The sequence below is a fragment of the Candidatus Pantoea communis genome, assembly GCF_011752685.1.
Classification (GTDB): Bacteria; Pseudomonadota; Gammaproteobacteria; order Enterobacterales; family Enterobacteriaceae; genus Pantoea; species Pantoea communis.
The window spans coordinates 154,622-180,902 of sequence record NZ_VWXC01000009.1 but is presented as its reverse complement, the minus strand read 5'-3'; the positions used below and the strand labels follow the sequence as shown (position 1 = coordinate 180,902).

General features: G+C 55.1%; 27 protein-coding genes. 17 read left to right on the top strand and 10 right to left on the bottom strand.

Annotated features, from left to right (window positions below):
• The first annotated feature begins 44 nt into the window (after positions 1-44).
• From ugpA to ugpQ, 4 genes are read left to right on the top strand one after another with little or no spacing between them, the layout of a single operon-like run.
• On the top strand, positions 45-932 hold the full coding sequence (gene ugpA, locus F3J37_RS13995) for a sn-glycerol-3-phosphate ABC transporter permease UgpA (protein WP_034827026.1): 888 nt from the start codon (positions 45-47) through the stop codon (positions 930-932).
• Positions 929-1,774: a sn-glycerol-3-phosphate ABC transporter permease UgpE gene (ugpE, locus tag F3J37_RS13990; RefSeq protein WP_166933943.1), complete on the top strand. Its 846-nt coding sequence runs from the start codon at positions 929-931 to the stop codon at positions 1,772-1,774. The genes ugpA and ugpE overlap by 4 nt, the downstream gene beginning before the upstream one ends.
• On the top strand, positions 1,775-2,848 hold the full coding sequence (locus tag F3J37_RS13985; protein ID WP_058960051.1) for a sn-glycerol-3-phosphate import ATP-binding protein UgpC: 1,074 nt from the start codon (positions 1,775-1,777) through the stop codon (positions 2,846-2,848).
• The gene (gene ugpQ / locus F3J37_RS13980) at positions 2,845-3,588 is read left to right on the top strand and encodes a glycerophosphodiester phosphodiesterase (protein WP_160868401.1); all 744 of its coding nucleotides are present in this window, start codon (positions 2,845-2,847) and stop codon (positions 3,586-3,588) included. Before F3J37_RS13985 ends, ugpQ begins: the two co-directional genes overlap by 4 nt.
• On the opposite strand, the gene F3J37_RS13975 is transcribed toward ugpQ, so the two are convergent.
• Entirely contained in the window at positions 3,585-3,863 is a 279-nt protein-coding gene (locus F3J37_RS13975) for a DUF2756 domain-containing protein (protein ID WP_058960053.1), read from the bottom strand. The two genes, ugpQ and F3J37_RS13975, sit on opposite strands and share 4 nt — an antisense overlap.
• Positions 3,864-4,065: 202 nt before the next feature.
• Between F3J37_RS13975 and ggt the strand changes: the two genes are divergently transcribed.
• A complete protein-coding gene (gene ggt / locus F3J37_RS13970) occupies positions 4,066-5,817 on the top strand; it encodes a gamma-glutamyltransferase (protein WP_058960054.1) in 1,752 nt (583 codons plus the stop codon).
• Positions 5,818-5,884: 67 nt separating this feature from the next.
• Here ggt and F3J37_RS13965 read toward each other — a convergent pair whose 3' ends face one another.
• On the bottom strand, positions 5,885-6,376 hold the full coding sequence (locus F3J37_RS13965; RefSeq protein ID WP_058960055.1) for a GNAT family N-acetyltransferase: 492 nt from the start codon (positions 6,374-6,376) through the stop codon (positions 5,885-5,887).
• A 363-nt stretch (positions 6,377-6,739) separates the two neighbouring features.
• Between F3J37_RS13965 and F3J37_RS13960 the strand changes: the two genes are divergently transcribed.
• From F3J37_RS13960 to gntU, 4 genes are all read left to right on the top strand, one after another.
• On the top strand, positions 6,740-7,435 hold the full coding sequence (locus tag F3J37_RS13960; RefSeq protein WP_166933941.1) for a pirin family protein: 696 nt from the start codon (positions 6,740-6,742) through the stop codon (positions 7,433-7,435).
• A gap of 180 nt (positions 7,436-7,615) precedes the next feature.
• The gene (gene gntR, locus F3J37_RS13955) at positions 7,616-8,611 is read left to right on the top strand and encodes a gluconate operon transcriptional repressor GntR (RefSeq protein WP_034826990.1); all 996 of its coding nucleotides are present in this window, start codon (positions 7,616-7,618) and stop codon (positions 8,609-8,611) included.
• A gap of 140 nt (positions 8,612-8,751) precedes the next feature.
• The gene (gntK, locus tag F3J37_RS13950) at positions 8,752-9,288 is read left to right on the top strand and encodes a gluconokinase (protein ID WP_034826988.1); all 537 of its coding nucleotides are present in this window, start codon (positions 8,752-8,754) and stop codon (positions 9,286-9,288) included.
• Between the two features lie 2 nt (positions 9,289-9,290).
• A complete protein-coding gene (gene gntU, locus F3J37_RS13945) occupies positions 9,291-10,631 on the top strand; it encodes a gluconate transporter (RefSeq protein ID WP_034826986.1) in 1,341 nt (446 codons plus the stop codon).
• A gap of 150 nt (positions 10,632-10,781) precedes the next feature.
• Here gntU and F3J37_RS13940 read toward each other — a convergent pair whose 3' ends face one another.
• From F3J37_RS13940 to F3J37_RS13915, 6 genes are all read right to left on the bottom strand, one after another.
• A complete protein-coding gene (locus tag F3J37_RS13940; protein WP_160868405.1) occupies positions 10,782-12,407 on the bottom strand; it encodes a Na/Pi cotransporter family protein in 1,626 nt (541 codons plus the stop codon).
• A 180-nt stretch (positions 12,408-12,587) separates the two neighbouring features.
• Positions 12,588-13,580, bottom strand: a complete 993-nt coding sequence (locus F3J37_RS13935; protein ID WP_166933939.1) for an ABC transporter ATP-binding protein — start codon at positions 13,578-13,580, stop codon at positions 12,588-12,590.
• Positions 13,581-13,582: 2 nt separating this feature from the next.
• Positions 13,583-14,368 carry an ABC transporter permease gene (locus tag F3J37_RS13930; protein WP_034826980.1) on the bottom strand — a complete coding sequence of 262 codons (786 nt, stop codon included), beginning with the start codon at positions 14,366-14,368 and terminating at the stop codon, positions 13,583-13,585.
• Between the two features lie 3 nt (positions 14,369-14,371).
• Positions 14,372-15,220, bottom strand: coding sequence for an ABC transporter permease (locus F3J37_RS13925; RefSeq protein WP_166933937.1), 849 nt, complete (start codon positions 15,218-15,220; stop codon positions 14,372-14,374).
• Positions 15,220-16,029 (bottom strand): alkaline phosphatase family protein, encoded by an 810-nt coding sequence (locus tag F3J37_RS13920; RefSeq protein ID WP_058960062.1) that lies wholly within the window; start codon positions 16,027-16,029, stop codon positions 15,220-15,222. The genes F3J37_RS13925 and F3J37_RS13920 overlap by 1 nt, the downstream gene beginning before the upstream one ends.
• A 124-nt stretch (positions 16,030-16,153) precedes the next feature.
• On the bottom strand, positions 16,154-17,215 hold the full coding sequence (locus F3J37_RS13915) for an ABC transporter substrate-binding protein (protein ID WP_166933935.1): 1,062 nt from the start codon (positions 17,213-17,215) through the stop codon (positions 16,154-16,156).
• 223 nt (positions 17,216-17,438) lie between these two features.
• On the opposite strand from F3J37_RS13915, the gene F3J37_RS13910 reads away from it, so the two are divergent.
• The 4 genes from F3J37_RS13910 (at position 17,439) to ubiA (ending at position 20,118) form a co-directional block, all read left to right on the top strand.
• A complete protein-coding gene (locus tag F3J37_RS13910) occupies positions 17,439-18,137 on the top strand; it encodes a UTRA domain-containing protein (protein ID WP_166933933.1) in 699 nt (232 codons plus the stop codon).
• Between the two features lie 70 nt (positions 18,138-18,207).
• Positions 18,208-18,618, top strand: coding sequence for a phosphate-starvation-inducible protein PsiE (gene psiE / locus F3J37_RS13905; protein WP_058960065.1), 411 nt, complete (start codon positions 18,208-18,210; stop codon positions 18,616-18,618).
• Between the two features lie 90 nt (positions 18,619-18,708).
• The gene (gene ubiC / locus F3J37_RS13900) at positions 18,709-19,227 is read left to right on the top strand and encodes a chorismate lyase (protein ID WP_160868411.1); all 519 of its coding nucleotides are present in this window, start codon (positions 18,709-18,711) and stop codon (positions 19,225-19,227) included.
• Positions 19,228-19,251: 24 nt separating this feature from the next.
• Entirely contained in the window at positions 19,252-20,118 is an 867-nt protein-coding gene (gene ubiA / locus F3J37_RS13895) for a 4-hydroxybenzoate octaprenyltransferase (RefSeq protein WP_182056482.1), read from the top strand.
• A gap of 63 nt (positions 20,119-20,181) precedes the next feature.
• Here the strand turns inward: ubiA and plsB are convergent, their stop codons facing one another.
• Complete coding sequence (gene plsB, locus F3J37_RS13890) at positions 20,182-22,605, bottom strand: glycerol-3-phosphate 1-O-acyltransferase PlsB (RefSeq protein ID WP_058960067.1); 2,424 nt, start codon at positions 22,603-22,605, stop codon at positions 20,182-20,184.
• A gap of 127 nt (positions 22,606-22,732) precedes the next feature.
• Between plsB and F3J37_RS13885 the strand changes: the two genes are divergently transcribed.
• The 4 genes from F3J37_RS13885 to F3J37_RS13870 all read left to right on the top strand — a co-directional run bounded on the left by F3J37_RS13885 (position 22,733) and on the right by F3J37_RS13870 (position 25,647).
• Positions 22,733-23,101, top strand: coding sequence for a diacylglycerol kinase (locus F3J37_RS13885; protein WP_034826963.1), 369 nt, complete (start codon positions 22,733-22,735; stop codon positions 23,099-23,101).
• 105 nt (positions 23,102-23,206) lie between these two features.
• Positions 23,207-23,821, top strand: a complete 615-nt coding sequence (gene lexA / locus F3J37_RS13880; protein WP_034826962.1) for a transcriptional repressor LexA — start codon at positions 23,207-23,209, stop codon at positions 23,819-23,821.
• 126 nt (positions 23,822-23,947) lie between these two features.
• Entirely contained in the window at positions 23,948-25,270 is a 1,323-nt protein-coding gene (gene dinF, locus F3J37_RS13875) for an MATE family efflux transporter DinF (RefSeq protein ID WP_166933930.1), read from the top strand.
• Between the two features lie 164 nt (positions 25,271-25,434).
• On the top strand, positions 25,435-25,647 hold the full coding sequence (locus tag F3J37_RS13870) for a CsbD family protein (RefSeq protein ID WP_034826959.1): 213 nt from the start codon (positions 25,435-25,437) through the stop codon (positions 25,645-25,647).
• A 65-nt stretch (positions 25,648-25,712) separates the two neighbouring features.
• Here the strand turns inward: F3J37_RS13870 and zur are convergent, their stop codons facing one another.
• The gene (gene zur / locus F3J37_RS13865) at positions 25,713-26,234 is read right to left on the bottom strand and encodes a zinc uptake transcriptional repressor Zur (RefSeq protein WP_166933928.1); all 522 of its coding nucleotides are present in this window, start codon (positions 26,232-26,234) and stop codon (positions 25,713-25,715) included.
• Positions 26,235-26,281 lie beyond the last annotated feature (47 nt).

Genomic DNA, 26,281 nt, shown 5'->3' with positions numbered 1-26,281 from the left:
TGGCGCATGGCGTCAGCCCCGATTTCTCTTTTGGCGAGTCTGCTATGTCCTCATCACGCCCCGTTTTTCGCTCCCGTTTTTTGCCCTATTTGCTGGTGGCACCACAGCTGGTCATTACTGCTATTTTCTTCCTGTGGCCGGCCGGTGAAGCGCTGTGGTATTCGCTGCAAAGTATCGATCCTTTTGGTATTTCCAGCACCTTCGTCGGGCTGGATAACTTCAAACGCCTGTTCAGCGACAGCTATTACCTGGATTCTTTCTGGACCACCATCGAATTCAGCGCACTGGTTACGGTGTGCGGCATGACCTTCTCGCTGCTGCTGGCGGCGCTGGTCGACTACGTGGTGCGTCTGAAAAAACTGTACCAAACGCTATTGCTGCTGCCTTACGCCGTTGCACCGGTGGTCGCTGCCGTGCTGTGGATGTTCCTGTTCAACCCTGGCCTCGGCCTGTTCAGCCATCTGCTGAACCAGATTGGCTATAACTGGAACTACGCGCAAAACAGCGGTCAGGCGATGTTCCTGATCGTGCTGGCATCCATCTGGCAGCAGATGAGCTACAACTTCCTGTTCTTCTTTGCCGCACTGCAGTCGATCCCCAAATCGCTGGTGGAAGCGGCGGCGATTGACGGTGCTGGACCGGTGCGCCGTTTCTTCAATCTGTCACTGCCGCTGATCACCCCGGTGAGTTTCTTCCTGCTGGTGGTCAACCTGGTGTATGCCTTCTTCGACACCTTCCCGGTGATCGATGCCGCGACCGGCGGCGGTCCGGTGCAGGCCACTACCACGTTGATCTACAAAATTTATCGCGAAGGCTTTACCGGTCTGGATCTCTCGTCCTCTGCCGCGCAATCCGTGGTGCTGATGCTGCTGGTGATTGGCCTGACGATCCTGCAATTCCGCTTTGTCGAGCGTAAGGTGCAATACCAATGATTGAGAATCGACGCGGGCTGGATATCTTCAGCCATACCCTGCTGGTGCTCGGTGTCCTGACCATTCTGTTCCCGCTGTACGTGGCGATAGTCGCCGCCACGCTGGATAACGAAGCGGTGTATCAGGTGCCGATGACCTTAGTGCCCGGCACCCATCTGTGGGACAACATTTCACGCATCTGGACCCAGGGCGTCAACGGCAGCGGTCCGGCCTTTGGCATGATGATGCTCAACAGCCTGATCATGGCGCTCGGCATCACGGTGGGTAAAATCGCGGTATCGATGCTCTCCGCGTTTGCACTGGTGTGGTTCCGCTTCCCGTTGCGCTCACTGTTCTTTTGGCTGATCTTCATCACCCTGATGCTGCCGGTGGAAGTGCGTATCTTTCCGACGGTAGAAGTGATTTCAAACCTGCACATGCTCGACAGCTACAGTGGCTTAACCCTGCCGCTCATGGCTTCAGCAACTGCGACCTTCTTGTTCCGCCAGTTCTTTATGTCGCTGCCGGATGAGCTGATTGAAGCGGCGCATATTGATGGTGCCAGCCCGATGCGCTTCTTCTGGGATATCGTTTTACCGCTGTCAAAGACCAACCTTGCCGCACTGTTCGTGATCACCTTTATCTACGGCTGGAACCAGTATCTGTGGCCGCTGTTGATCATCAACGATCCCAGTCTCAGCACCGCGGTCGCCGGGGTGAAAAGTATGATCAACACCAGCGGTGGGCCGACGCAGTGGAACGAAGTGATGGCGGCAATGTTATTAACCCTGATCCCACCGGTGGTGGTGGTACTCGTGATGCAACGTGCCTTTGTGCGTGGCCTGGTGGAGAGTGATAAATAAATGGCAGGCGTAACCCTTCAGACCGTCACCAAATCGTATGACGGCAAAAATCAGATCATTCAGCCACTGAATATCACCATCAACGATGGCGAATTTATGGTGATGGTGGGCCCTTCCGGCTGCGGCAAGTCGACGCTGCTGCGCATGGTGGCTGGCCTGGAACGTGTGACTTCCGGCGATATCTACATCGACGACAAACGCGTCACTAACATGGAACCGAAAGATCGTGGCATCGCCATGGTGTTCCAGAACTATGCGCTTTATCCGCACATGACCGTGGGTGAGAATATGGCCTATGGCCTGAAAATTCGCGGCATGGGTAAAGAGCAGATCGATCAACGCGTAATGGAAGCCGCGCGCAGTCTGGAACTGGATCACCTGCTGTCACGTCGTCCGCGTGAGCTTTCCGGTGGACAGCGCCAGCGTGTGGCAATGGGCCGCGCCATCGTGCGTGAACCAGCGGTGTTCCTGTTCGATGAGCCATTGTCGAACCTGGATGCGCGCCTGCGTGTGCAGATGCGTCTTGAGCTGCAACAACTGCACCGTCGCCTGAAAACCACCAGTCTGTATGTGACGCACGATCAGGTAGAAGCCATGACGCTGGCCCAGCGCGTGATGGTGATGAACAAAGGTGTAGTCGAGCAAGTCGGCACGCCGGTGGAAGTGTATGAGCGTCCGGCGAGCCAGTTTGTGGCGTCGTTTATCGGTGCACCGGCAATGAACCTGCTGCCAGGCCAGATCAACAGCGACGGCACGCGCTTTACGCTCGATGCGCTTAATAGCTTGCCATTGGGCGAGAGCAAAGCGAAGTGGGCGAATCGTCCCCTTACGTTGGGCATCCGTCCTGAGCATCTGGTGCTCAGCTCGCAAGCAGCGGGCGGCATTCCATTAGTGGTCGATACGCTGGAGATGCTGGGTGCGGATAATCTCGCGCACGGCCGTATCGGTAATACCCGTCTGGTGGTGCGTTTGCCGCACAGTGAACGTCCGCAATCGGGCAGCACCTTATGGCTGCAACTGCCGCCAGATGCGTTACACTTCTTCGATTCAACCCATGGAAAGCGTCTGGAATGAGTGTAGAAAATTGGCCATACCCACAGATCGTCGCCCATCGCGGCGGCGGTAAACTGGCACCGGAAAATACGCTGGCGGCGATAGATGTCGGTGCGCAGTACGGTCATACCATGATCGAGTTTGATGCCAAGCTGTCGGATGATAAACAGGTATTCCTGCTGCATGACGATACGCTGGATCGCACCAGCAACGGCTGGGGTGTGGCGGGCGATCTCTCATGGAGTAAGCTATCGCAGCTGGATGCGGGTAGCTGGTACAGCCGTGAGTATGAAGGCGAGCCGCTGGCGCTGCTGCGTGACGTGGCCGATCGCTGCCGCCAGCATCAGATGATGGCGAACGTTGAGATCAAGCCGACCACCGGCAAAGAGGTGGAAACCGGACGCGATGTGGCGTTGGCCGCGCGAGAACTGTGGCAGGGGCAAACGGCGCCGCTGCTCTCTTCCTTCTCTTATGAAGCATTGGAAGCAGCGATGCAGGCGGCGCCTGAATTGCCACGCGGATTATTGCTGGATGAGTGGCACGATGACTGGCAGGCGCTGACGAGTGCACTGGGTTGCGTCTCCATCCATCTGAACCATAAATTATTGGATGCCGAACGCACCACGCAGCTGAAAGCCGCCGGATTGCATATTTTGGTGTACACGGTGAATCAGCCCGCGCGAGCGCGCGAGCTGCTGAACTGGGGCGTCGATGCCATCTGTACTGACCGCATCGACATTATCGGTCCCGACTTCCGTTAATTCTGGTTTTGTTGCTGGCCCGGCTGTTGCTGAATCATGCGCTGCTGGGCGCTATCCCTTCGCTCCTGCATTTTCCGCTGTAATTCCTGATTCTGCTGCTGCTGATCCTGACGCAGTTTTTGCTGCTGCTGCTGTTGCTGAACCTGCATCTGCGTTTGCATCCGCTGCTGGCTCGGGTTATAGCCGGGTTTAAAAGGCTCATTCGTATTGTTGAGCATGTTCGCCATGCCGCTCAGTGGCAGCAATGCGGCAATCACAATTAGCCATTTTTTCATGGTCTTCCTCCATTAATGCAGCCTGCTGTGTGTGGTTACCGATGATCTGGCAACCAAGGCTGCTGTCATAAGTTTATGCGATGTCACAAAGTCCTGAACCAGGAGTGCGCCGAATTTGGCTTACTGCTACGCTTTTTATCGTGTTTGCAAACACTTGCATCAAAAAATAACAAATGTAAATAATCGCAAAGGAAGATCGCAAATGAGACTAAAGGGCAGCGTGCGTCAGGTTGGCTGGGCATTATTGATGAGTTTTACCGTGGTACAGGGGGCGTTTGCCGCGCCCGCCAGCGCGCCACCGGTGTCATACGGCGTGGACAGTGACACCTTCCATCCGGTGAAGGCGCAGCACGGTATGGTGGCGTCTGTGGATGCGATAGCCACCCAGGTGGGCGTCGATATTCTGAAGCAGGGCGGTAATGCCGTGGATGCGGCCGTTGCAGTGGGCTTCGCATTAGCCGTCACTCATCCACAAGCCGGTAATCTCGGCGGTGGTGGCTTTATGATGCTGCGTACCGCCTCGGGACGCACCACGGCGATCGATTTTCGTGAAATGGCGCCGGCACGTGCCTCACGCGATATGTTCCTCGATAAGCAGGGTAATGCTGACCCTAAACTGTCGCTCACGTCCCATTTAGCCTCGGGCACACCGGGCACTGTTGCTGGTTTTGCGCTGGCGGCACAAAAATACGGTACGCTGCCGCTGAGTAAACTGCTGGCACCGGCGATTAAACTGGCGCGTGAGGGCATCATCGTTAACGATGCGCTGGCGGACGATTTGGCGACCTACGGCAAAGAGACGTTGATCAATCACGACAACAGCCGGGCGATTTTCTACAAGGCAGACGGCAAGCCGTATCAAAAAGGTGAGCGTCTGGTGCAGAAAAACCTCGCGCACAGCCTGCAACTGATTGCTCAACAAGGGCCGGATGCGTTCTACAAAGGCAAAATTGCCGATGAGATCGCCGGAGAAATGGCACAGCATGGCGGATTGATTGGCAAACCGGATCTGGCCGCCTATCGTGCGGTAGAGCGTAAACCGGTCAGCGGCACCTATCGCGGCTATGAAGTGTTCTCAATGCCGCCACCGTCTTCAGGTGGGATTCACATCGTGCAGATCCTGAATATCCTCGAAAACTTTGATCTGGCGAAGTGGGGCTTTGGCAGTGCGGACGCTATGCAGGTGATGGCGGAAGCGGAAAAATACGCTTATGCCGACCGCTCGGAATACCTTGGCGATCCGGATTTCGTCAAAGTGCCGCAGCAGGCGTTGACCAGCAAAGCCTACGCCAAAACCCTGGCGCAGCAGATTGACGTCAACAAAGCGCGTCCTTCCAGCGAAATCAAACCGGGTAAGCTTGAGCCGTACGAAAGTAATCAAACCACCCACTTCTCGGTGGTGGATAAAGACGGTAATGCGGTCGCCGTGACCTACACGCTGAACACCTATTTCGGTAGCGGCATTGTCGCCGGGCAGAGCGGTATCCTGATGAACAACGAAATGGATGACTTCTCCGCTAAGCCGGGTACACCAAACGTGTATGGTTTAGTGGGCGGCGAGGCGAATGCGGTGCAACCGGCTAAACGTCCATTGTCATCGATGTCACCGACTATCATCGCCAAAGACGGCAAAACCTGGCTGGTGACGGGCAGCCCTGGTGGCAGCCGTATCATCACCACCGTACTGCAAATGGTGGTGAACAGCATCGATTTTGGTATGAACGTAGCGGAAGCGACCAATGCGCCGCGTTTCCACCATCAGTGGTTACCGGATCAGCTACGCGTGGAGAAAGGCTTTAGCCCGGATACGCTGCGTTTGCTGGAAGCTAAAGGTCAGCATGTAAAAGTGATGCCCGCGATGGGCAGCACGCAGAGCATTATGATTGGGCCGGACGGCATGCGTTACGGAGCTTCGGATCCGCGCTCGGTGGATGATTTGAGTGCCGGGTATTAATTTAGCGTAATAAAGTGCGCCGCTACCGCCTCAGTACGAGTTGTAGCGGCGCGATTCATCGCGCAAGTTATTTCAATCGCGCCATGTAATGCGTATCAATCATCTCGCCGTCGCGCATGGCAAAACGCTTCGCCGTCCCTTCGATCTCAAAGCCAAACTTCTGATAAAGGCCCATCGCTTTATGGTTATCAGCGAACACGGTTAACTCGATTCGTGTCACTTGTAGCCAGTTGTCACACAGGTCAATCATCGCGGCCATCAGCGCCGAGCCTACGCCGCGACGGTGAAAGGCAGGATCAACGCCCATGCCAAAGGTAGCGGCATGGCGACGTCGTGCGACAGATTGCACTTCTAGCGTGATTTGCCCAGCCAGTTGATCGTCAATCATTGCCACTAGCATATGTACACCCGGACGTGGATTGCTAAGGCGTTCCTGCCATAGCGTGGGTGACTGGTGTGGCAGTTGCAATGTATTCGCCTGGGTCTCCGGTTGGCTGTAGAGACGTGTTAGTGCAGCAGCATCTTCTGGGATTACGTGGCGAATGACGATCTGACTCATAAAGCGACTCCTTGTGCAAAGTGAATAAAATCCCCTTTAACATCAAGGAATTCTCACGATGCGTCAATCGAAAATAATTCTCAAAAGGGGTTTACAGACGCGAATGATAATGATTATTATTGTCATGCGGACCGGGAACGTCTCCTGACTACCGGGTAAGCACGACATTGCTCACATTGCTTCCAGTGTTTCTTAGCCAGCTCGGGTGCTGGCTTTTTTTTTGCCTGCTATTTGCCTCTTTCATCCTCATTGTCCGATCACCACTAAAACGTTCAGCATTTTTGAACAGAGGCGTGAAGTTTTTCAGCTATCAATCAATCTCTCTCAGGCACACACTGTAAAAAACATTGAGGAGAATTGAACATGATCTACGTACGCAAAGCAGAAGAACGCGGTCACGCCAATCACGGTTGGCTCGATAGCTGGCACACCTTTTCTTTCGCCGACTATTACGATGCCAACTTTATGGGCTTCTCGGCCTTACGCGTTATCAATGAAGACGTGATTGATGGCGGCCAGGGTTTTGGTACCCATCCGCATAAAGATATGGAGATCCTGACCTATGTGTTGTCTGGCACCGTGGAACATCAAGACAGCATGGGCAACAAAGAGCAGATCCCGGCAGGTGAGTTCCAGATCATGAGCGCCGGTACTGGCGTGCGCCATTCAGAGTACAACGCCAGTGATAAAGATCCGCTGCATCTGTATCAGATCTGGATCATTCCAGAGCGCAAAGGCATTGAGCCACGCTATGCGCAGCGCCGCTTCGAGGATGTGAAAGGTCGCCAGTTTGTCCTGTCCCCGGATGAGCGTGAAGGATCGCTGAAAGTGTTCCAGGACATGACCTTGTCGCGCTGGGTGTTTGCTAAGGGCGAAGCCGACGCGGTGACTGTCGAAGCGGGTCGTCGTGTGTGGATTCAGGTGGTAAAAGGTCTGGTGAGCGTGAATGGCGAACAGGTCGGTACCAGTGATGCGCTGGCGATCTGGGATGAAAGCGCGCTGACCATCAACGCTGACAGCGATGCAGAGATTCTGCTGTTTGATCTGCCGCCGGTGTAACAGCCTGTCAATAAATCGTGCAAGGTTGTCCTCTATGGCGACCTTGCATTTTTTGCCGACGTTTCGTTGGGTGCGTACCGATGTGCACAAAATCAGAGCGGGAATTCATGGTTTTCCGCAAAGCCTGAAATTGACAAAAAAATGATAGACTCATCGTATCTCTGACCTCAGGCGCATACGATGAAGAAGAAAAGGCCGGTACTACAGGACGTTGCCGATCGCGTCGGCATCACAAAAATGACCGTCAGTCGCTACCTGCGAAACCCCGATCAGGTCTCTGCGGCGCTGCGCGATAAGATCGCCGTCGCACTGGATGAACTTGGTTATATCCCCAACCGTGCCCCCGATATGCTCTCTAATGCCACCAGTCGCGCTATCGGCGTCTTGTTGCCCTCGCTCACCAACCAGGTGTTCGCCGATGTGTTACGCGGTATTGAAACCGTGACGGATGAGGCCGGTTATCAAACGCTGGTGGCGCACTTTGGCTATAACGCTGATAAAGAGGAGCTACAGCTGCGTTCGTTACTGGGCTGGAACATCGATGGCGTTATCCTGACCGAACGCACCCACACGCCCGGCACGCTGCGTATGCTGGAAGTGGCCGGCATTCCGGTGATTGAGATGATGGATTCGGTGACGCCGTGCCTCGATATGGCGGTGGGCTTCGATAACGTCGAAGCGGCGCGCCAGATGACGCATGCTATTCTGAAAAAAGGCCACCGCCACACCGTTTATCTTGGCGCGCGTCTGGATGAACGTACTCTGCAAAAACAGCAGGGCTACGAAAAGGCAATGCGTGAAGCCGGGCTCACCCCGCACAGTGTGATGATGGAAGATGCTTCCTCCTTCAGTGCCGGCGCGCAGCTGCTGCGTGAGGCGCAGAAACGCTATCCCGAAACCGACAGCCTGTTTTGTACCAACGATGACCTGGCGGTCGGCGCGATGTTTGAGTGCCAGCGTCAGGGGTTAAACGTACCTGCGCAAATGGCGATTGCCGGATTCCACGGCCACGATATTACGCAAGTGGTCACGCCGCGCCTGGCCACGGTGCTGACCCCGCGTGAGCGCATGGGACGCGAATCGGCTGCGATGCTGCTGGCGCGCATCGGCGGTGACCGCAGCGTGACCGAGCCGCTGGATGTCGGGTTTGAAATTGCAGAAGGTGGCAGCATCTGATTTTGGCGATTATTTGAGTCAGTTCACACTTTCGTGCTTTTCCGCCTAACAAGGGTTGCCAGTCCTGCAGTGGCCTCCGACAATGATAATCAAATTTGTTATCGGTAACATTGGCAGTCAACCTGCCGGAGCGCAAAACCATGACCACGCCATCTCCATCGCACCACGTCTTTATCCTGATGGGCGTTTCCGGCAGCGGAAAGTCTGCCGTCGCTAATCAGGTTTCTCATCAGTTGAGCACGGCATTTCTGGATGGCGATTTCCTGCATCCGCGTAGCAACATCATGAAAATGGCCGACGGTCATCCGCTGGATGATAACGATCGCCAGCCGTGGCTGCAGGCGCTGAATGATGCCGCCTTCGCCATGCAGCGCACCCAGGCTATTTCGATTATCGTCTGCTCTGCGCTGAAAAAGTCCTACCGCGACATCCTGCGACAGGGCAACCAAAACCTGAAATTCATCTATCTGAAGGGCGATTTCGAAACCATCGAATCGCGTCTGAAAGCACGTAAAGGTCACTTCTTTAAGCCGCAGATGCTGGTGACGCAGTTTGAGACCTTGCAAGAGCCTGGGGCTGACGAGCCCGATGTACTGGTGGTTGATATCAATCATTCACTGGATGAAGTCGTTGCGGCCACGGTTGCGACCATTGAGGAAGCAACCAACAAGGGTTAGTAATGAGTACCGCAACGCTGGTGTTAACCGCAGCAGGCTCCGTCCTGCTGCTGCTGTTTTTGGTGATGAAAGCGCGTATGCACGCCTTTGTCGCCCTGATGTTAGTCTCAATTGGTGCCGGTCTGTTCTCTGGCATGCCACTGGATAAAATTGCTGACACCATGCAAAAAGGCATGGGTGGCACGCTCGGATTTCTCGCCATCGTGGTGGCATTGGGCGCGATGTTCGGCAAAATCCTGCATGAAACCGGCGCAGTCGATCAAATCGCTATCCGCATGCTGAAGGCCTTTGGTGAAAACCGGGCGCACTACGCGATGGGGATTGCCGGACTGATCTGCGCGCTGCCGCTGTTCTTTGAAGTAGCGGTGGTCTTGCTGATCAGCATCGCCTTTGCCGTGGCGCGTCGTACCCATGGCAACTTAGTGAAGCTGGTCATTCCACTGTTTGCTGGTGTGGCGGCCTCTGCGGCGTTTCTGCTGCCGGGTCCGGCCCCGATGCTGCTGGCTTCCCAGATGCACGCGGACTTTGGCTGGATGATCCTGCTGGGCCTGTGTGCAGCGATTCCCGGTATGCTCATTGCGGGTCCGCTGTTTGGCAATTTTATTGCCCGCCATGTCAGTTTCAGTGCGCCGCCGGAAGATCATCAGCCAGAAGTGGAAGAGGGTAAGCTGCCGTCGTTTGGCTTCAGCCTGGCACTGATCCTGTTCCCGCTGCTGCTGGTGGGCCTGAAAACCATCGGGGCGCGCTTCACCACACCGGATTCACGTCTCTACGAGTGGCTGGAGTTTATCGGCCATCCGTTTACGGCGATCCTGCTGGCGTGTCTGGTAGCGATTTACGGTCTGGCCTATCGCCAGGGAATGGACAAAGAGAAGGTGATGCAGGTGTGCGGCAGTGCGCTGCAACCGGCAGGCATTATTCTGCTGGTGATCGGTGCGGGCGGTGTGTTCAAGCAGGTGCTGGTGGATTCTGGCGTCGGCCCGGTATTGGGGCACGCGCTCACTGGCGCCGGGATGCCGATTGCGCTGGCGTGCTTCATCCTTTCCGGTGCGATCCGTGTGATTCAGGGATCGGCGACCGTGGCCTGTCTGACGACCGTGGGCCTGGTGATGCCGGTGATTGAACCGCTGCACTACAGCGGCGCGCAGTTGGCGGCGCTGTCGATCTGCATCGGGGGTGGCTCCATCATTATTAGTCACGTCAACGATGCCGGTTTCTGGCTGTTTGGCCGCTTCACCGGTGCAACGGAAGGTGAAACGCTGAAAACCTGGACGCTGATGGAAACCATTCTGGGTACCACCGGTGCCATTGTCGGGATGATCGCGTTCACTCTGCTGTCGTAAGAATTTTTAGGTGCGCCGCAATGCGCACCCCTATCCGCAGGGCAGGTTGCCATTGATGGCGACCTGACCGAATAGCACAGCCGATTGGTCGCGCATGTATGACGATGTGGCTGCATCCCGCAGCCGTTGATCATCGCACCAGACTGTTCGTTAATCCTCATCCCGCTCATCATCCGGCTGATCCAGCACCGTATAAGCCACCGCACAGAACAGCGAGTTCAGACGCTTCATATCTCCCAGCAACCCTAGATGCAGGGAGCTGGTTTCGATGCTCTGCACATTCTTCTGATGCAGGCGCTCGACGTGAGCGTGTGAGAAACGGCGAATCAGGATGCGAAAACGGTGTTTGGAGCGGCGTAGTCGGCGCGCGCTGGGGATATCTTTCGACAGAAACACCGACAAACTGAGGCGCAGATTGTTGAGTACCTGCTCCTGCAATGTGTTCAGCTCTTCCAGCCCTTCGGGGGAAAATGCCCGACGGGCGTTCAGCGATTTCACCGCCACGTCCGCACACATGCGTTCAATGATATCGCCCGCCTGCTCAAGGTTGAGTGCCATCTCGATGACCTCGGCCCAGCGGCGCGAATCCTCCTCGGCCAAATCCTCCTTCGGCATGCGCGCCAGATAGAGTTTGATGGCGGTATACAGCACATCGACATCATCATCCAGACGCCGCACCGCGCGCTCTTCACGCAGTTCGCCATGCACCACTTTATTGAAGGACTCCATCATATGTTCGACGACATCACCGATGCGCAAGGTTTCGCGCGCCGCATTGGCCAATGCCAGCGCAGGGGTATCCAGCGCGCTGCGGTCGAGATGTTTAGGGCGTAAATGGGCATCGGTTTCCGGCTCGTCGGAAATCATACGACGGCACAAGCGCGCCATCGGTTCGGCGAACGGCACCATAATCAGGCAGCGAATCAGGTTGTAGAACACGTGGAAGAAGATCACCAACTCCTCATCATCGACCGGCATCTTGTCCAGAATATCAGCGATGTAATTCACCAGCGGCAAAATCGCCAGGCTGCCGATGAGCTTGAACAGCAGGCTGCCCAGCGCCACGCGTTTTCCCGCAGCATTTGAGCCACTGGCGTTAATCATCGCTAGTAAACCACTGCCGAGGTTGGCACCAATCACCAGACAGAGCGCCACTTTGAAGGAAATCACATCCGCTGCCGTCAGTGTAGCGGTGATCAGCACCGCCGCGAGGCTGGAATAACTGATGATGGCGAATACCGCGCCAATCAGTGCATCCAGCATGACATCGCCGGTTAGCGTGGAGAACAGCACCTGCAAGCCCGCCGCCTGGGTAATGGGTTTAGCAGCGGCCACGATCAACTGTAGCGCTAACAGAATTAAGCCAAGGCCAATGGCAGCTCGACCCATTTGTCCGGCCCGTGTCTGCTTACGGCTGAGGAAGAACACCACACCAAAGAAGATGAAGAGCGGCGATAGCCAGGAGAGATCGAAGGTCAGGATACGCGCCATGATGGCGGTACCGACATCGGCACCGAGCACCACCACCAGCGCAGGCGTCAGACTCACCAGATTCTGTGCGACAAACGAGGTGACGAGCAGGGTGGTGGCATTGCTGCTCTGCACCAGCGCGGTGACGCCAATCCCGGCGAGAAACGCCATTGGCTTCTTTTCCACGCTGCGGCTGAGCACCCGGCGCAAATCGGCGCCGTACACGCGCATGATGCCGGTGCGCACAATGTGCGTGCCCCATACCAGCAGGGCCACGGCGGACAAGAGATTGAGCAGGGTCAACACGTCGGGCGGTTCCTTATCCTCAGACTTACATTGCACCAACTGCAAGCCTGTGGGTGAATACCGAGGTGTCGGGCGCACCGTAGCGCGACCACAGGCAGCCTAAAGGCCGCCTCGACAACGATTAACAGGCTGCATTAACGCTGAATGCTGCCGCGTTGCGTAGCCCATTTTTCGTTAAAATTAAGCGACCTGGCGCAACGTCGACATCTCTAACTGTAGACCAATTTGCATGCCAGCAGGGTGCAAATCCGCCACGCTGCGATTCAGCACATCCACTGACAATTCAACCCCATGCGCCAGTACACGATAACGAATCACGTTACCCAGCAGGCTGTGGCTGACAATAGTGGCCGGAATGCCGTCTTGTGGCGTACTTAAGCGGATCGATTCAGGGCGAATCGCCACCTGGCCGTTAAATGTCTGGCCGGTGAGCTGTGTGGCCTGCTCGGCGCTCAGCAGGTTGTAGTTGCCGATAAACCCGGCGGCAAACAGGTCGGCTGGCTGCGTGTAGAGGGCTTCGGCGTTACCGTTCTGTACGATTTTGCCACGATTCATCAGCACGATACGGTCAGACAGCGTCAGCGCTTCTTCCTGATCGTGAGTCACGAAAATGGTGGTGAGCTTCAACTCTTGCTGGATATTGCGGATCTGTTCGCGCAGATGGCGGCGGATGCGCGCGTCCAGTGCGGAGAGCGGCTCATCCAGCAACAGCAAACGAGGGCGCGTCACCAGCGAGCGCGCTAAGGCAACACGCTGGCATTGTCCGCCAGAAAGCTGATGCGGATAACGGCGGGCGAAATCGGTCAGCTCGACCAGTGCCAGCGCTTCCATTACCCGTTTCTGAATATCGCCGCCTGGCAGTTTCTGCATTTTCAGGCCAAACGCCACGTTCTTCTCCACCGTCATGTTGGGGAACAGCGCGTAGCTCTGGAACACCATGCCAATGGTGCGTTTCTGCGGCGGCAGCGGCACAATATCCTGACCCTGCAGCAGAATTTTGCCGCTATCGACATCGGTCAGACCGGCGATGCAGCGCAGCAGTGTCGATTTGCCGCAGCCGCTCGGGCCGAGCAGGGTGACAAACTCACCTTCATCGGCGCTGAAATCGATATTTTCAAAGATGCTGGTGGGGCCGTAGCTTTTGTTCAGCTGGGTGACGTTCAGATAACTCATGGTCAGCCTCGTTCAGGATTGAGGGCATTCGCCAGCCAGGTGACCAGCAGGACGACAGCAAAATAGGAGATCACCAGCGCACTGGTAAAGTGGCCGCTGCCGTTACGCATATTGTAGAGATACACCTGCAAGGTTTCATAGCGGGTGCCGACTAACAGGTTAGCGAACACAAACTCACCTATCAGGAAAGAGAAAGAGAGCAGCACCGCGATAAACACGCCTTTGCGCAGATTCGGCAGTACCACAAACAGTGCCGCCTGCCAGGTGCTGGCACCCAGCAGATGAGACGCATCAATCAGCTCTTTCAGATTGATCGCCTGCATATTGTTAGCAATAGCACGGTAAATAAACGGCAGCGCGATGGTGAAGTAACAGCCGACCAGAATCCATGGCGTGCCGGTGATCATCAGCGGCGACGAGGAATAAAGCTGCAGCAGGCCAACGGATGACACCACCGGCGGCACGGCAAACGGCATCAGAATCAGCACGTTCATCACCGCATCCAGCTTCGGATAATAGTAAGCGATTACAAACATCGCAGGCAGCACCAGCACTAATGAGAACAGCAGCGCGCCAAAGCAAATCAGCAAGGAGTGGCCCAATGCGGTCAGGAAGCGGGGATCGCTCCACAGCTCAATCAACCACTTCAGGGTAAAGCCCTGTGGCAGAATGGTGTCGCTCCAGTCAGTCGAGATGCCATACAGCAGCGTCGCCAGCAACGGGGCGGCGAGGATGATCAGCAGCAGCCAGATAATCAGGCGATGATAAATTTTTTCCGCGCGAGACACGTTCTACTCCTGTGATTTCGCGTTGAGATAACTGCGGCGCACCAGATACTGCTGCACCACGGTAATCAGCGCCATAATGAACACCAGCAACATGGCCAGCGCACCGCCGGTATTCGGATCGAGCGAGATATCACCCGACACCAGCGCCGCAATACGCACTGGCACCACGTTAAAGTTACCGGTGGTCAGCGCATAAATGGTGGCGTAAGCGCCCAGCGCATTGGCCAGCAGAATAACAAAGGTGCCGAGCAGCGCCGGGAACAGAATAGGTAAGCCAATATGCCACCAGTAACGCCAGCGGCTGGCACCGAGCAGGGCAGCAGACTCTTCCCAATCTTTGCGTAAGCCATCAAACGCCGGATAGAGCAGCAGAATGCCGAGCGGGATCTGGAACCAGGTGTAAACCAGCACCATGCCGTCACGCGAGAACAGCTTGAACCCTTCCAGCATGCCGAAGTGGCGCAGCAGCAGCGTCAGACAGCCGTTCATGCCCAGCAGAATCACAAAGGCGAACGCCAGCGGCACGCCCGCAAAGTTGCTGGTCATGTTGGTAAACGACATCAGGAAGCGCTGAAAGCGGCCGCTGCCTAGCTGATGCAGAGAATAGCCGGCAATCAACGAGATCAGCAGGCCGTAAATGCTCGACCAGATGGAGATATCCAGCGACAGACGAAACGCCTGCAGGTAAAACGGTGAAGTGAGGATATCGGTGTAGTTATCGATACCCCAACGCTCGTTCATGTCGCTCCAGAAGCTGTTGATGGCGATCCACAGCAGCGGCGCGAGCTGGAAGGCAACCCAAAAGAAGGCGAACGGCAGCAGCAACAGCGTGGCGAGGGTTTTGCCCTTCATTAACGCGGCTCCGCCAGCAAACCGTGGCACACCGGTTTATCGTGCTCAATGCCCAGCAGCGTGCAAACGATGCCACACAGTTCAGTTTGCTGCGGTTCGAGATCGGGCTGACGGGAGAAGCCCGCACCAAACACAAACAGCGGCACCTGCGTCTCTTCCGGCAAAATGCCGCCGTGCGAGCGGTCATCATTCATACCGTGATCGGCGGTGACGATCACCTGATAGCCCGCGGCGAGCCAGCCGGGCATCCACTGTGACAAATAGCCATCGGCCATACGTGCGCGGTTGCGATATTGTGGCGATGACAGGCTATGCTTGTGCCCGGCATCGTCAATATTCATCGGGTGGATCAGTAAAAAGTCCGGATCGTGGTTCAGACGCAGGCTCTCAGCATCTTCAAACAAGTGGGAATCCGGATAACTGTCGTCCCAGTAAAAGTGGCCGTATTGAATCGGCAAATCGGGGGCGACGGTATGGCGATCACGCGCATTGTTGAACGGGGATTGGTTATACAGCTCACTCACCCAGTGATAGGCGGCAGCGGCCGTGGTTAAACCGGCGGCGCGGGCGTAATGAAAGATGCTGCGCTGATTGCTCAATCGATTGACGCCGTTATGAATAATGCCGCTCTGCACCGGCGGAATCCCAGTCAGAATGCATTCATACAGCGGACGTGACAGCGAAGGCAGTTCGCAGGTCAGCGTGTAGTATTGGCCGTTGCCCTGTTTGCATTCAGCAAACAGATAGCCCATCGCATGCTGTGCCACCTGATTACTCAGGCCATCCAGTACCACCAGGATTGTCTTCATTCCCGTTCCTTACACCATTCAAAATACGAGCACTGTGCGTAGCGGCGCAATTTATTGCGCACTTATCAGCAGAATCATTGCTTTACGTTAACGCGATAAATCACGCCGCCACGTTAGGTGCAAATTACTGCTTCATATTGATAATCACGTTCTCTTGCCACAGACGCGGCAGCATTTTCGAGCTCTTATCCCATGCAGCCTGATCTTTGATCGGGCGGGCATTTTTGTACTCAGACTGCGGCAGCAGTTTGGCTTGCACATCGGCTGGCAGAGTTAAATGCTCAGCGCGGATTGGACGTGCATAACCTTTCGCCAGGTTGATCTGACCGGCATCAGAGAAGATGTATTCACGCGCCAGTTTGGCGGCGTTCGGGTGTTTGGCGTATTTGTTGATGATGGTGCTGTAACCGGAAATCACGGAGCCATCAGACGGGATCACCACTTCATAGCGGTTTTTGTCGATCTGATCGCGGTAATTCAGACCGTTGAAGTCCCATACCACGGCAACCTGAATTTCACCTTTCTCAATGTTGGCAATCACCGGATCGGTCACGCCCAGACGGCCTTCTTTAGCCAGCTCGCCAAAGAATTTCAGGGCTGGCTTCAGGTTCTTCTCATCACCGCCCATCGCGTAGTTGGCCGCCAGTACGCCGTTAGCCGCCTGAGCAGCCACACCGACGTCACCGATAGTGACCACATACTTACCTTTCTTCAGATCGGCCCAGCTGTGCGGTGCATCTTTCACCTGCTGCTTGTCGATCAGGAAGGCGATGGTGCCGGTATACGCCAGCATCCAGTTGCCTTCGCTGTCTTTCGCCCAGCTTGGAATCTGATCCCAATGCGTTGGTTTGTACGGTTGTGCCAGACCTTTGGACACAGCAACCGGACCGAACGCGGCGCCCACATCACCGATATCGGCGCTGGCGTTCTCTTTCTCTGCATCAAATTTAGCCAGCTCCTGCGCCGATGACATATCGGTATCGCTGTGCTTCAGGCCATATTTGCTGTTGATGTCATTCCATGTGTCTTTCCAGTTCGCCCAGCTGTCTGGCATACCGACGCTGTTGACCTGGCCCTCAGCACGCGCGGCTTTTTCCAGCGCGGCAAGGTCGTTATCGGCGGCGTGCGCGGCGGGCAGCGCAAGCAGTACGGCACTGGCTACTACAGAGGAGATAAACGCTTTCATCTCGGTTGCTCCGGGTGTAAGTTGTGGGACGTCTTGGTCTAGTCCAGCAAGAACCGAGCCAATGTAGCCCGATCAGATGAAGGTTTTATGACCATGGTGGTGAAATGTGGTGTGACGCTTAGCTCCACATGCGGATACAGCGCGCGAAAGCGTGGGATATGCCTGTCATATTGTAGTCATCGAACTGTCATAGTGCAGAATTGCCCCAAAATGAGGCTAAAAAATGTCGTCGAAAACGGTGGATGTGATTGCTGCGGCGCTGAGCGAACGCATTGAAAACGGTGAATTTACCAGCGGACGTTTGCCGGCAGAGCGCAGTTTAAGTGAATATTATTCCACCACGCGTATTACCCTGCGTGAGGCGCTGGGCTTACTGGAAGCGCAGGGCGTCATTTACCGTGAACTGCGTCGAGGTTGGTTTCTCGCCCCACCCAGGCTGGTGTATAACCCGGCCCATCACAGCCACTTTCATGCCATGGCCGCCGAGCAAGGGCGCATCGCTCTCACTGAAGTGATTGAGGCGCGGGAAGTCCCGGCACAGCTGGTGATTGCACGGCATTTGCAGTTACTGGAAGGGGATAGCGTGTTTCGCATTCGACGCCTGCGACGTATTGATGGGCGCGCGGTGTTGTACGTGGAGCATTACCTCAATCCAGCCTTTTTTCCCGGCCTGCTAGAGGAAGACCTCACCCGCTCACTTACCGATCTCTACGATCAGCGCTATGGCATTCGCTACGGCGGCGCTCGCTTTACCATTCTGCCCGGCCCGCTTCCTGCGAGAGCGGCACCGGCACTTAATGTCGCCAGCGGAACTCCCGGATTACTCATTACACGCATTAACCGCGATCAACACAAACGGGTTATCGACTGTGACTGCGAGTACTGGCGCTATGACGCGCTCTGTGTGGATGTTGATGTGTAGCATATTGTGATTTCGATCACACTACAGCATGATAGCCTCAGAGAGTTTCCGTACTTTGAGGCGCACAAAAATGACAACAAAATCAGCACCGGGGCAGCTTATTGCTTCGGTATTACAGTGGGTTCTGAATATTGGCCTGGTGACGTTGGCCATCATCCTGGTGGTGTTTCTTGGCAAAGAGACGATTCATTTAGCTAATGTGCTGTTTAGTACTGGTGAGCAGGCGTCTTCTTACCTGCTGATCGAAGGCATCGTGATCTATTTTCTCTATTTCGAATTTATCGCGCTGATAGTGAAGTACTTCCAGTCCGGCTATCACTTCCCGCTGCGTTATTTCATCTATATCGGCATCACCGCAATCATTCGTCTGATTATCGTTGACCATAAAAACCCGTTCGACACGCTTTATTATTCAGCGGCGATTTTAATTCTGGTGGTCACGCTGTGGTTAGCCAATAGCAATCGCTTAAAGCGCGAATAATCCCCCTTCTGTCTGGCGTGGCACAACCAGCAGTGCCACGCCCGATTCTCTGCGTTAAACTAGGGCAACTTTTTCTCCGGAGATGTCCTGATGTCGCATCACGCGCTGCGCCAGTTACTCGCACTGCATTGGCTGCCAGCCACTTCCCCCTTGCTTTCCCCCCCTCTGCTTGACTGGTTGCTGGAGGAAGACTCCATGACGCGTCGCTTCGAGCAGCATTGCCAGCAGGTGACGGTGGAACTGATCCGCGAAAGCTTTATTACCGCTGACGAGATGGCGCCAGAAGCGGAATTCCTGCCCGCCGATGATCGCTTTTGGTTACGTGAAATCGTGCTGTGCGGCGATGGCGAACCCTGGTTGATTGGGCGAACCGTGGTGCCAGAAAGCACGTTGAACGGCCCGGAGCAGATGCTGCAAAATCTTGGCACTCGTCCGCTGGGGCGCTATCTTTTCGCCTCCTCGACGCTGAGCCGCGATTTTATCGACCCCGGCCAGGTGGATGATCTGTGGGGACGTCGCTCGCGCCTGCGTTTATCAGGCAAACCGCTGCTGCTAACTGAACTGTTTTTACCAGCGTCGCCGTTGTACCGCGCGCTGAATCAAGGATAAAGGATTGTGGAAAAAACCTTAACCATGACCAAATGGCAGGCTTATCGACGCCTGATGCGCATCGATAAACCGATTGGCACGCTGTTGCTGCTGTGGCCCACCATGTGGGCACTGTGGTTATCAGGCATGGCGGTGCCGCCTTTGTCTGTGCTGGTGGTATTTGTGCTCGGCGTCATTGTGATGCGTGCCGCGGGTTGCGTGATCAATGATTATGCGGACCGTAAGGTGGATGGTCATGTCAAACGGACCGCATCGCGTCCGCTGGCGAGCGGCGCGGTGACGGAGAAAGAGGCCAAAATCCTGTTTGTCGTGCTCGGGTTGCTGGCATTTGCGCTAGTGCTGACCATGAACCGTATGACGATTTTTCTGTCATTTGGTGGCCTGGCACTGGCGTGGGTCTATCCGTTTATGAAGCGCTACACCCATTTACCCCAGGTGGTATTGGGAGCGGCATTCGGCTGGGCGATTCCAATGGGTTGGGCGGCGGTTAGTGAGTCCTTACCTCTTGTTTGTTGGCTGGTGTTCTTCGCGAATATCTGCTGGACGGTGGCTTACGACACGCAATATGCGATGGTTGATCGTGATGACGACCTGAAGATTGGCGTGAAATCCACAGCGATTCTGTTCGGTCGTTTCGATAAGTTGATCATCGGCTTATTGCAGTTGGCCACGCTGGGGCTAATGGCGCTAGTCGGATTGATGTTGCATTTGAACGGGGCGTTTTACTGGTCACTGCTGGTGGCGGGCGGCTTCTTTGTGTATCAACAAAAGCTGATTGCTCAACGTGAACGCGATCCTTGCTTCCAGGCCTTTCTAAATAATAACTACGTTGGTCTGGTGCTGTTTATCGGCGTACTTCTCAATACTCAGCCATTTATTGACCTGTTTTAAGGGGTTGCTGCCATAAAAAAGGCGACCCGTTGAGGGTCGCCTTTCTGTTTTTTATGCCCGACGTTATTCGTGGGCTACAGCACTTTCAATGGTCAGACGGACATCACTGGTCACCAGCTCTGCCAGCATCTGCCACATAATGTGGGTGCGTTCCGCATCGGCATCGCCTGAATCACTGATGTAGCCTTCATCACGCAGTGACAGCACCAGCGCGGTAAACACCGCTTTGTCGAAGAACTCTGGCGCGTTAATGCCATGCAACACTGACAAACGCTGCGCCAGCGTGCGGCTCTCTTTCTCCAGCGTGCCGCGGTTAATCGTCGGCTTGGCACTCAGAATGGCGAAGGTGATGGCAAAACGCTGCAGCGTTTCACGGATACCGGCAGCCAGCAGTTGCAATGAACGATGGCGGGCCGGATTCATGCGTAACTGCCCATCATGCTCGGTAATCAGGCCTTGTCGCGCCATCTCAGCACAGAGGGCATTCAGCACGCCTGGCAGCTCTGCGTTATCCCAGCGCAGGAACAGCTCACTCTTCAGCATCGGGTAAACCAGACTCACCTGACGCAGCAGCTCCGCCTCACTGATCTCACGATGCTGCTGCACAATAGCGGCAATCAGCGATGGCATGACCAGCATGTGGTGGATGTTGTTGCGGTAATAGGTCATCAGGACGGCCTGTTCGCGCGGCAGAATGATGATATCGCCAATGCTGTCTTGTTCCGTCTCGAACTTGTTCATGCCCATGGCGTGATCAAGCAGCGCTTCAGCACTCATCTCCGGCACAGTCGCTTCCGGTGAATAAGGCACGTTACGCAGCAGCTGGGTGTAGCATTCCAGTTGCTCAATCAACTGCTCACGCGTCAGGGAACGCTGACGAGAAGCCAGCAGCGCGGTGACGCACAGGTTCATGGCGTTGGCGGCACCGGCTTCGTTAATACGCACCATCAGACGTGCCGCGATATCATTTACGGTCGGCGTCATCCATGCCGGGCGTTGTGGTTCAATCGGATCGATCGCATCACGCCATTCCGGCACGTTTTTGTTCAGATAGTTCATCAACGGCAGGGGTTCGCCGAAGTTAACGTAGCCCTGGCCAAGATTGCGCAGTTTACGTAACCCGCGCACCATCTGCAGGAAACTCTCTTTCTCTTTGGCCGCGCCACGTAACTCTTTGGCGTAAGTACCCACTTCCATGACGTGTTCATAGCCGATGTAGATCGGAACAAACGTAATCGGACGGCTACCGCCGCGCAACATGGCTTGCAAGGTCATCGACAGCGTGCCGGTTTTAGGATCCAGCAGTCGGCCCGTGCGCGAGCGCCCGCCTTCAACGAAATACTCGACTGAATATCCGCGGCTGAACAACTCGCCCAGATATTCACGGAACACCGTGGAATAGAGTTTGTTGCCCTTGAAGGTACGGCGAATAAAGAAAGCACCCAGACGACGGAAAATCGGACCTGCTGGCCAGAAGTTCAGGTTGATGCCGGCCGCGATGTGTGGCGGCACCAGCCCCTGATGGTAGAGCACGTAAGAGAGCAGTAGATAGTCCATGTGGCTGCGATGGCAGGGCACATACACAATCTCATGGCCATCTTGCGCCAGCTGACGGACTCGCTCGCCACCGTTGACGTTGATGCCCTGATAAAGGCGGCTCCACAGCCAGCCCATCACGCGGTCTGTGACGCGAATGGCCTCATACGAGAAGTTCGCTGCGACCTCTTCCATCATCTCAACAGCATTCTGCTGGGCTTTCTCGTGCGAGATTTTTTTGCTACGCGCTTCATCTTCAACCGCTTTTTCAATCGCTTTGGATTGCAGCAGCTTGTTGAACAGATCCTGACGCGCAGGCAGACGTGGGCCTACAGCAGCCAGGCGCTGACGCGCGAAGTGAATGCGAGCCACGCGTGCCAGCTTCTGGGCAATCGACTTATCCGTACCGTGCTCCGTCGCCATCTGGCGCAGGGAAACGGTCGGCGAGAAGCGCACAAAGCTGTCACGTCCGTGCCACAAAATGGCGAAGAATTTCTCTACACCATTAAGGATGCGCAGATGTGGCGTATCTTCTCCCTGGATTTCGCGTCCCGGCGCACGACCAAACATCACCGCCACCGGTAACATCTGTACGTCGAGATCAGGGTTACTGCGGTGCAAATCGAGATAGTCGTGGAATAGCTTCACCGACTCAGGATTGGCAACGAAATAGGGGAATACGCGTGGGCCATCATGAATAAACACGTGACGCGGCAGTAGCGTGCCGTCGATCTCCAGCGGAGCCAGCGGATCGGGCAGATCATGTTTCAGGCACTGTGCCCGAAGAGTGAGCAGGTCAGCCTTTGAATCATAAGGCAAAACATACATCACTGGACGAGTCGGATCGATCCCGTGTTCTGAGACAGGATCGGTCGGAATGACCTTACTCTTTACCAAAAAAGAGAGTGGTAAATTCAATAGTTTGTAATAAAGTTTACGCCAACCTGACATAGACAACTTAAAGCCTCTTGTTAGCAAAGCGCGGCAAGCATACCAGAAAGTGCAACGAAGATCTGTGGCTTACACGACCTCAGATAGCCCACATATTGACGCCAAATCACATCAAGGGTTCCAAAGCATGGCAAATAACGTCACCGGTATTCAAAGAATAGTGAATGCAGCCGGTTATTCCTGGCAGGGCTTGCGCGCCGCCTGGAAACATGAAGCCGCATTTCGTCAGGAAGCCATTGCTGCACTGGTGGCGATTGTGGTGGCTTGCTGGCTGGATGTTGATGCGATTTCCCGCGTACTGATGATTGGCTCCGTGGTGCTGGTGATCATTGTTGAAATCCTGAATAGCGCCATTGAAGCGGTGGTGGACCGCATTGGGCAAGAGCGCCATCCTTTAGCCGGACGAGCAAAAGATATGGGCTCAGCGGCGGTGTTGCTGGCTATCTTACTGGCTCTGTTTGTCTGGATCGCACTGCTCTGGTCGCATTTGCGATAGGCATTCCAGAATCTTCAAACCGCTGATTTTTCCCTCTGTTTTGGTTTTCATTTCGCCAATACCTGTATATACTCACAGCGACTGTATAAACAACCAGGGGGCGGGATGAAAGCGTTAACCACCAGGCAGCAACAGGTCTATGATCTGATTCGCGACCACATTAACCAGACCGGCATGCCGCCAACGCGTGCGGAAATTGCTGCGCAACTGGGTTTTCGCTCGCCCAATGCTGCGGAAGAACACCTGAAAGCACTGGCGCGTAAAGGCGTCATCGAGATTGTATCCGGCGCATCTCGCGGCATCCGCCTGCTAATGGAAGAAGAAGTCTCCGAAGGGTTGCCGCTGATCGGTCGCGTGGCCGCCGGTGAGCCGCTGCTGGCGCAAGAGCACATCGAAGCGCACTATCAGGTTGATGCCAATCTGTTTAAACCTACCGCCGATTTTCTGCTGCGGGTGAGTGGTATGTCGATGAAAGACATCGGGATTATGGACGGCGACTTGCTTGCCGTGCATAAAACCCAGGAAGTCCGTAATGGTCAGGTTGTGGTGGCGCGCATTGATGATGAAGTGACCGTCAAACGCTGGAAAAAGCAGGGTGCCATTGTGCATTTGCTGCCAGAAAACACCGAATTCCAGCCGATTGTGGTCGATACCCGTGAGCAGGCTCTGACCGTTGAAGGTTTGGCTGTGGGCATCGTACGTAACGGCGAATGGCTTTAATCTCTCATTGAATTCCCCCGCTGCGGTTGGTCGCTGTGCTGACCGCAGTCTGATACATTGATTTTCCTCTTCAGGCTGATTGCCGGTTAATGGTCCTATTGACCAGCGCAACAATGGAACGGGCGAATGCGGCTGTTTTCCTCTTCAGATAAAGCATTGTGGCGGCTGGCGCTGCCGATGATTCTCTCCAATATTACCGTTCCGCTGCTCGGTGTCGTCGATACGGCAGTGATTGGCCATCTCGATAGCCCCATTTACCTCGGTGGCGTGGCGGTAGGTGCAACGGCGACCAGTTTCATCTTTATGTTGCTGTTGTTCCTGCGCATGAGCACCACGGGTTTGACTGCGCAGGCGTTTGGCGCGAACGATAAAACCGCCTTAGCGCGGGCGTTGACGCAACCTCTGCTGATCGCCCTGGTGGCGGGCGTGCTGTTTTTATTACTGCGCGCGCCCTTCAGTTTGATCGCCGCCTCATTAATGGGCGGCAGCCCGGAAATGCAACACCAGGCACAAATTTTTATCAACATTCGCTGGCTTAGCGCACCGGCGACCTTAGCCAATCTGGTGATTTTGGGCTGGTTGCTTGGCGTGCAATATGCGCGAGCGCCGATGGTGCTGCTCATTGTCGGTAACCTGGTGAATATCCTGCTCGATCTCCTGTTTGTGCTGAAGCTTCACTGGGGCGTTGCAGGTGCGGCGGCGGCAACGGCGGTGGCAGAGTACGTCACGCTGGGTGTGGGGTTATGGATGGTGGTACGTGTGCTTAAGTTGCGCGGCATTTCTTTCAATCTGCTAAAACAGAGCTGGCGTGGTGATGCGGCACGCCTGTTCCGGCTCAACCGCGACATCATGCTGCGTTCGCTGATGGTGCAAATCTGTTTCGCGTCACTCACCTTGCTGGGCGCGCGTTTAGGGCCAGATGTTGTTGCGGTGAATGCCGTACTGCTGATGTTCCTGACGTTTACGGCCTATGCGCTGGATGGTTTTGCCTATGCCGTGGAGGCCTGCTCCGGTGAAGCGGTGGGGGCGCGAGATCGCAGTCGCTTATTACTGATTTGGCATGCTGCCTGCCGTCAGGCTGGTATCGTTGCCCTGGCGTTCGCAGCCATCTATGCGATAACCGGCCCCCAAATTGTGGCGTTGCTCACCTCGCTTGAGCCACTGCGAGAGATGGCCGATCGCTATCTTGGCTGGCAGGTGATTCTGCCGCTGATCGGTGTCTGGTGTTATCTGCTGGACGGTATGTTTATCGGCGCCACGCGCGGGCGCGAAATGCGCAACAGCATGGTGATGGCGGCAGTGGGTTATGGGCTTGCCTTACTGACACTCCCGTGGCTCGGCAATCACGGCTTATGGCTGGCGGTGACGGTGTTTCTTGCCTTGCGTGGCTTGACGCTCTGGTGGATGTGGCGACGTCACTGGCGACACGACAGCTGGTTCACTGTTTGAATAAGCGAAGCGTAACCTACAGATTATTCTGTATTTTTTTGCGTAATCCTATCTGGCTACTATAATTATCTCAAACGGCGCAATTGAGTAGCGCGTTGTGTGGGTGATTACCTGATTTATCAGGAGATCATCGCATCTCACTCAGGATGATGTGGAGGATTATGATGAACAAAGACGAAGCGAGCGGTAACTGGAAGCAGTTTAAAGGGAAAATGAAAGAGAAGTGGGGCAAGCTGACGGATGACGATATGACGGTCATCGAAGGTAAGCGCGATCAGCTTGTCGGTAAAATTCAGGAACGCTACGGCTACGCGAAAGACCAGGCCGAAAGCGAAGTGAAAGACTGGGAAAGTCACAATAAAGATTACCGCTGGTAACCGGAATTAAGGAAGATGCTCCTACCCCGCCGATCACCCGTCGGCAAGGCACAAGGAAGTGCCACTCACCCTTTTCTCACTCTCTTTTTCGTATCAATCTCATGATCGTGATCGCAGCTATCGTGAAGATTGCATGCTGCGACTTCTGCGCAGTTCTCGCACAAACCATGGGCTTCAATAACCGTGTGGCGCAATGAGAAACCGGCCTGATCGGCCAATCCCGAAATAATCTTTTCTACGCCCTGTGCGTGTTTTTCACTGACTGCCGCACAACCATCACACACCAGCATCACCGAAGTATGCGCAGGCTCGTCGAAATGGTGGCAAACCACATAACTGTTATTTGATTCGACACGATGAATAAAACCCTGCTCCAGCAGAAAATCCAACGCGCGGTAAATGGTCGGAGGTTTAGCCTGCGGCTCGCTGATGCGAAGTTGATCCAGCAGATCGTAAGCACTGATCGAACCATTCTGCTCAGCCATTAAACGCAACACTTCAGCGCGTTGAGTGGTCAGGCGCACGCCGCGGTCAAGGCAAAGGGATTCTGCCTGAGTAAGCAGTTGTGCGGGCGTGAGGTTTGACATAAATGTTCTCCAGGTTGCAGGCGATGTTATTTTATCACACAAACTTT

Bases quoted from the DNA above. Each gene is read 5' to 3' on its own strand.
- ugpA (WP_034827026.1), top strand. From the start codon at position 45: ATGTCCTCATCACGCCCCGTTTTTCGCTCCCGTTTTTTGCCCTATTTG.
- ugpE (WP_166933943.1), top strand. From the start codon at position 929: ATGATTGAGAATCGACGCGGGCTGGATATCTTCAGCCATACCCTGCTG.
- F3J37_RS13985 (WP_058960051.1), top strand. From the start codon at position 1,775: ATGGCAGGCGTAACCCTTCAGACCGTCACCAAATCGTATGACGGCAAA.
- ugpQ (WP_160868401.1), top strand. From the start codon at position 2,845: ATGAGTGTAGAAAATTGGCCATACCCACAGATCGTCGCCCATCGCGGC.
- F3J37_RS13975 (WP_058960053.1), bottom strand. From the start codon at position 3,863: ATGAAAAAATGGCTAATTGTGATTGCCGCATTGCTGCCACTGAGCGGC.
- ggt (WP_058960054.1), top strand. From the start codon at position 4,066: ATGAGACTAAAGGGCAGCGTGCGTCAGGTTGGCTGGGCATTATTGATG.
- F3J37_RS13965 (WP_058960055.1), bottom strand. From the start codon at position 6,376: ATGAGTCAGATCGTCATTCGCCACGTAATCCCAGAAGATGCTGCTGCA.
- F3J37_RS13960 (WP_166933941.1), top strand. From the start codon at position 6,740: ATGATCTACGTACGCAAAGCAGAAGAACGCGGTCACGCCAATCACGGT.
- gntR (WP_034826990.1), top strand. From the start codon at position 7,616: ATGAAGAAGAAAAGGCCGGTACTACAGGACGTTGCCGATCGCGTCGGC.
- gntK (WP_034826988.1), top strand. From the start codon at position 8,752: ATGACCACGCCATCTCCATCGCACCACGTCTTTATCCTGATGGGCGTT.
- gntU (WP_034826986.1), top strand. From the start codon at position 9,291: ATGAGTACCGCAACGCTGGTGTTAACCGCAGCAGGCTCCGTCCTGCTG.
- F3J37_RS13935 (WP_166933939.1), bottom strand. From the start codon at position 13,580: ATGAGTTATCTGAACGTCACCCAGCTGAACAAAAGCTACGGCCCCACC.
- F3J37_RS13925 (WP_166933937.1), bottom strand. From the start codon at position 15,220: ATGAAGGGCAAAACCCTCGCCACGCTGTTGCTGCTGCCGTTCGCCTTC.
- F3J37_RS13920 (WP_058960062.1), bottom strand. From the start codon at position 16,029: ATGAAGACAATCCTGGTGGTACTGGATGGCCTGAGTAATCAGGTGGCA.
- F3J37_RS13915 (WP_166933935.1), bottom strand. From the start codon at position 17,215: ATGAAAGCGTTTATCTCCTCTGTAGTAGCCAGTGCCGTACTGCTTGCG.
- F3J37_RS13910 (WP_166933933.1), top strand. From the start codon at position 17,439: ATGTCGTCGAAAACGGTGGATGTGATTGCTGCGGCGCTGAGCGAACGC.
- psiE (WP_058960065.1), top strand. From the start codon at position 18,208: ATGACAACAAAATCAGCACCGGGGCAGCTTATTGCTTCGGTATTACAG.
- ubiC (WP_160868411.1), top strand. From the start codon at position 18,709: ATGTCGCATCACGCGCTGCGCCAGTTACTCGCACTGCATTGGCTGCCA.
- ubiA (WP_182056482.1), top strand. From the start codon at position 19,252: ATGACCAAATGGCAGGCTTATCGACGCCTGATGCGCATCGATAAACCG.
- plsB (WP_058960067.1), bottom strand. From the start codon at position 22,605: ATGTCAGGTTGGCGTAAACTTTATTACAAACTATTGAATTTACCACTC.
- F3J37_RS13885 (WP_034826963.1), top strand. From the start codon at position 22,733: ATGGCAAATAACGTCACCGGTATTCAAAGAATAGTGAATGCAGCCGGT.
- lexA (WP_034826962.1), top strand. From the start codon at position 23,207: ATGAAAGCGTTAACCACCAGGCAGCAACAGGTCTATGATCTGATTCGC.
- dinF (WP_166933930.1), top strand. From the start codon at position 23,948: ATGCGGCTGTTTTCCTCTTCAGATAAAGCATTGTGGCGGCTGGCGCTG.
- F3J37_RS13870 (WP_034826959.1), top strand. From the start codon at position 25,435: ATGAACAAAGACGAAGCGAGCGGTAACTGGAAGCAGTTTAAAGGGAAA.
- zur (WP_166933928.1), bottom strand. From the start codon at position 26,234: ATGTCAAACCTCACGCCCGCACAACTGCTTACTCAGGCAGAATCCCTT.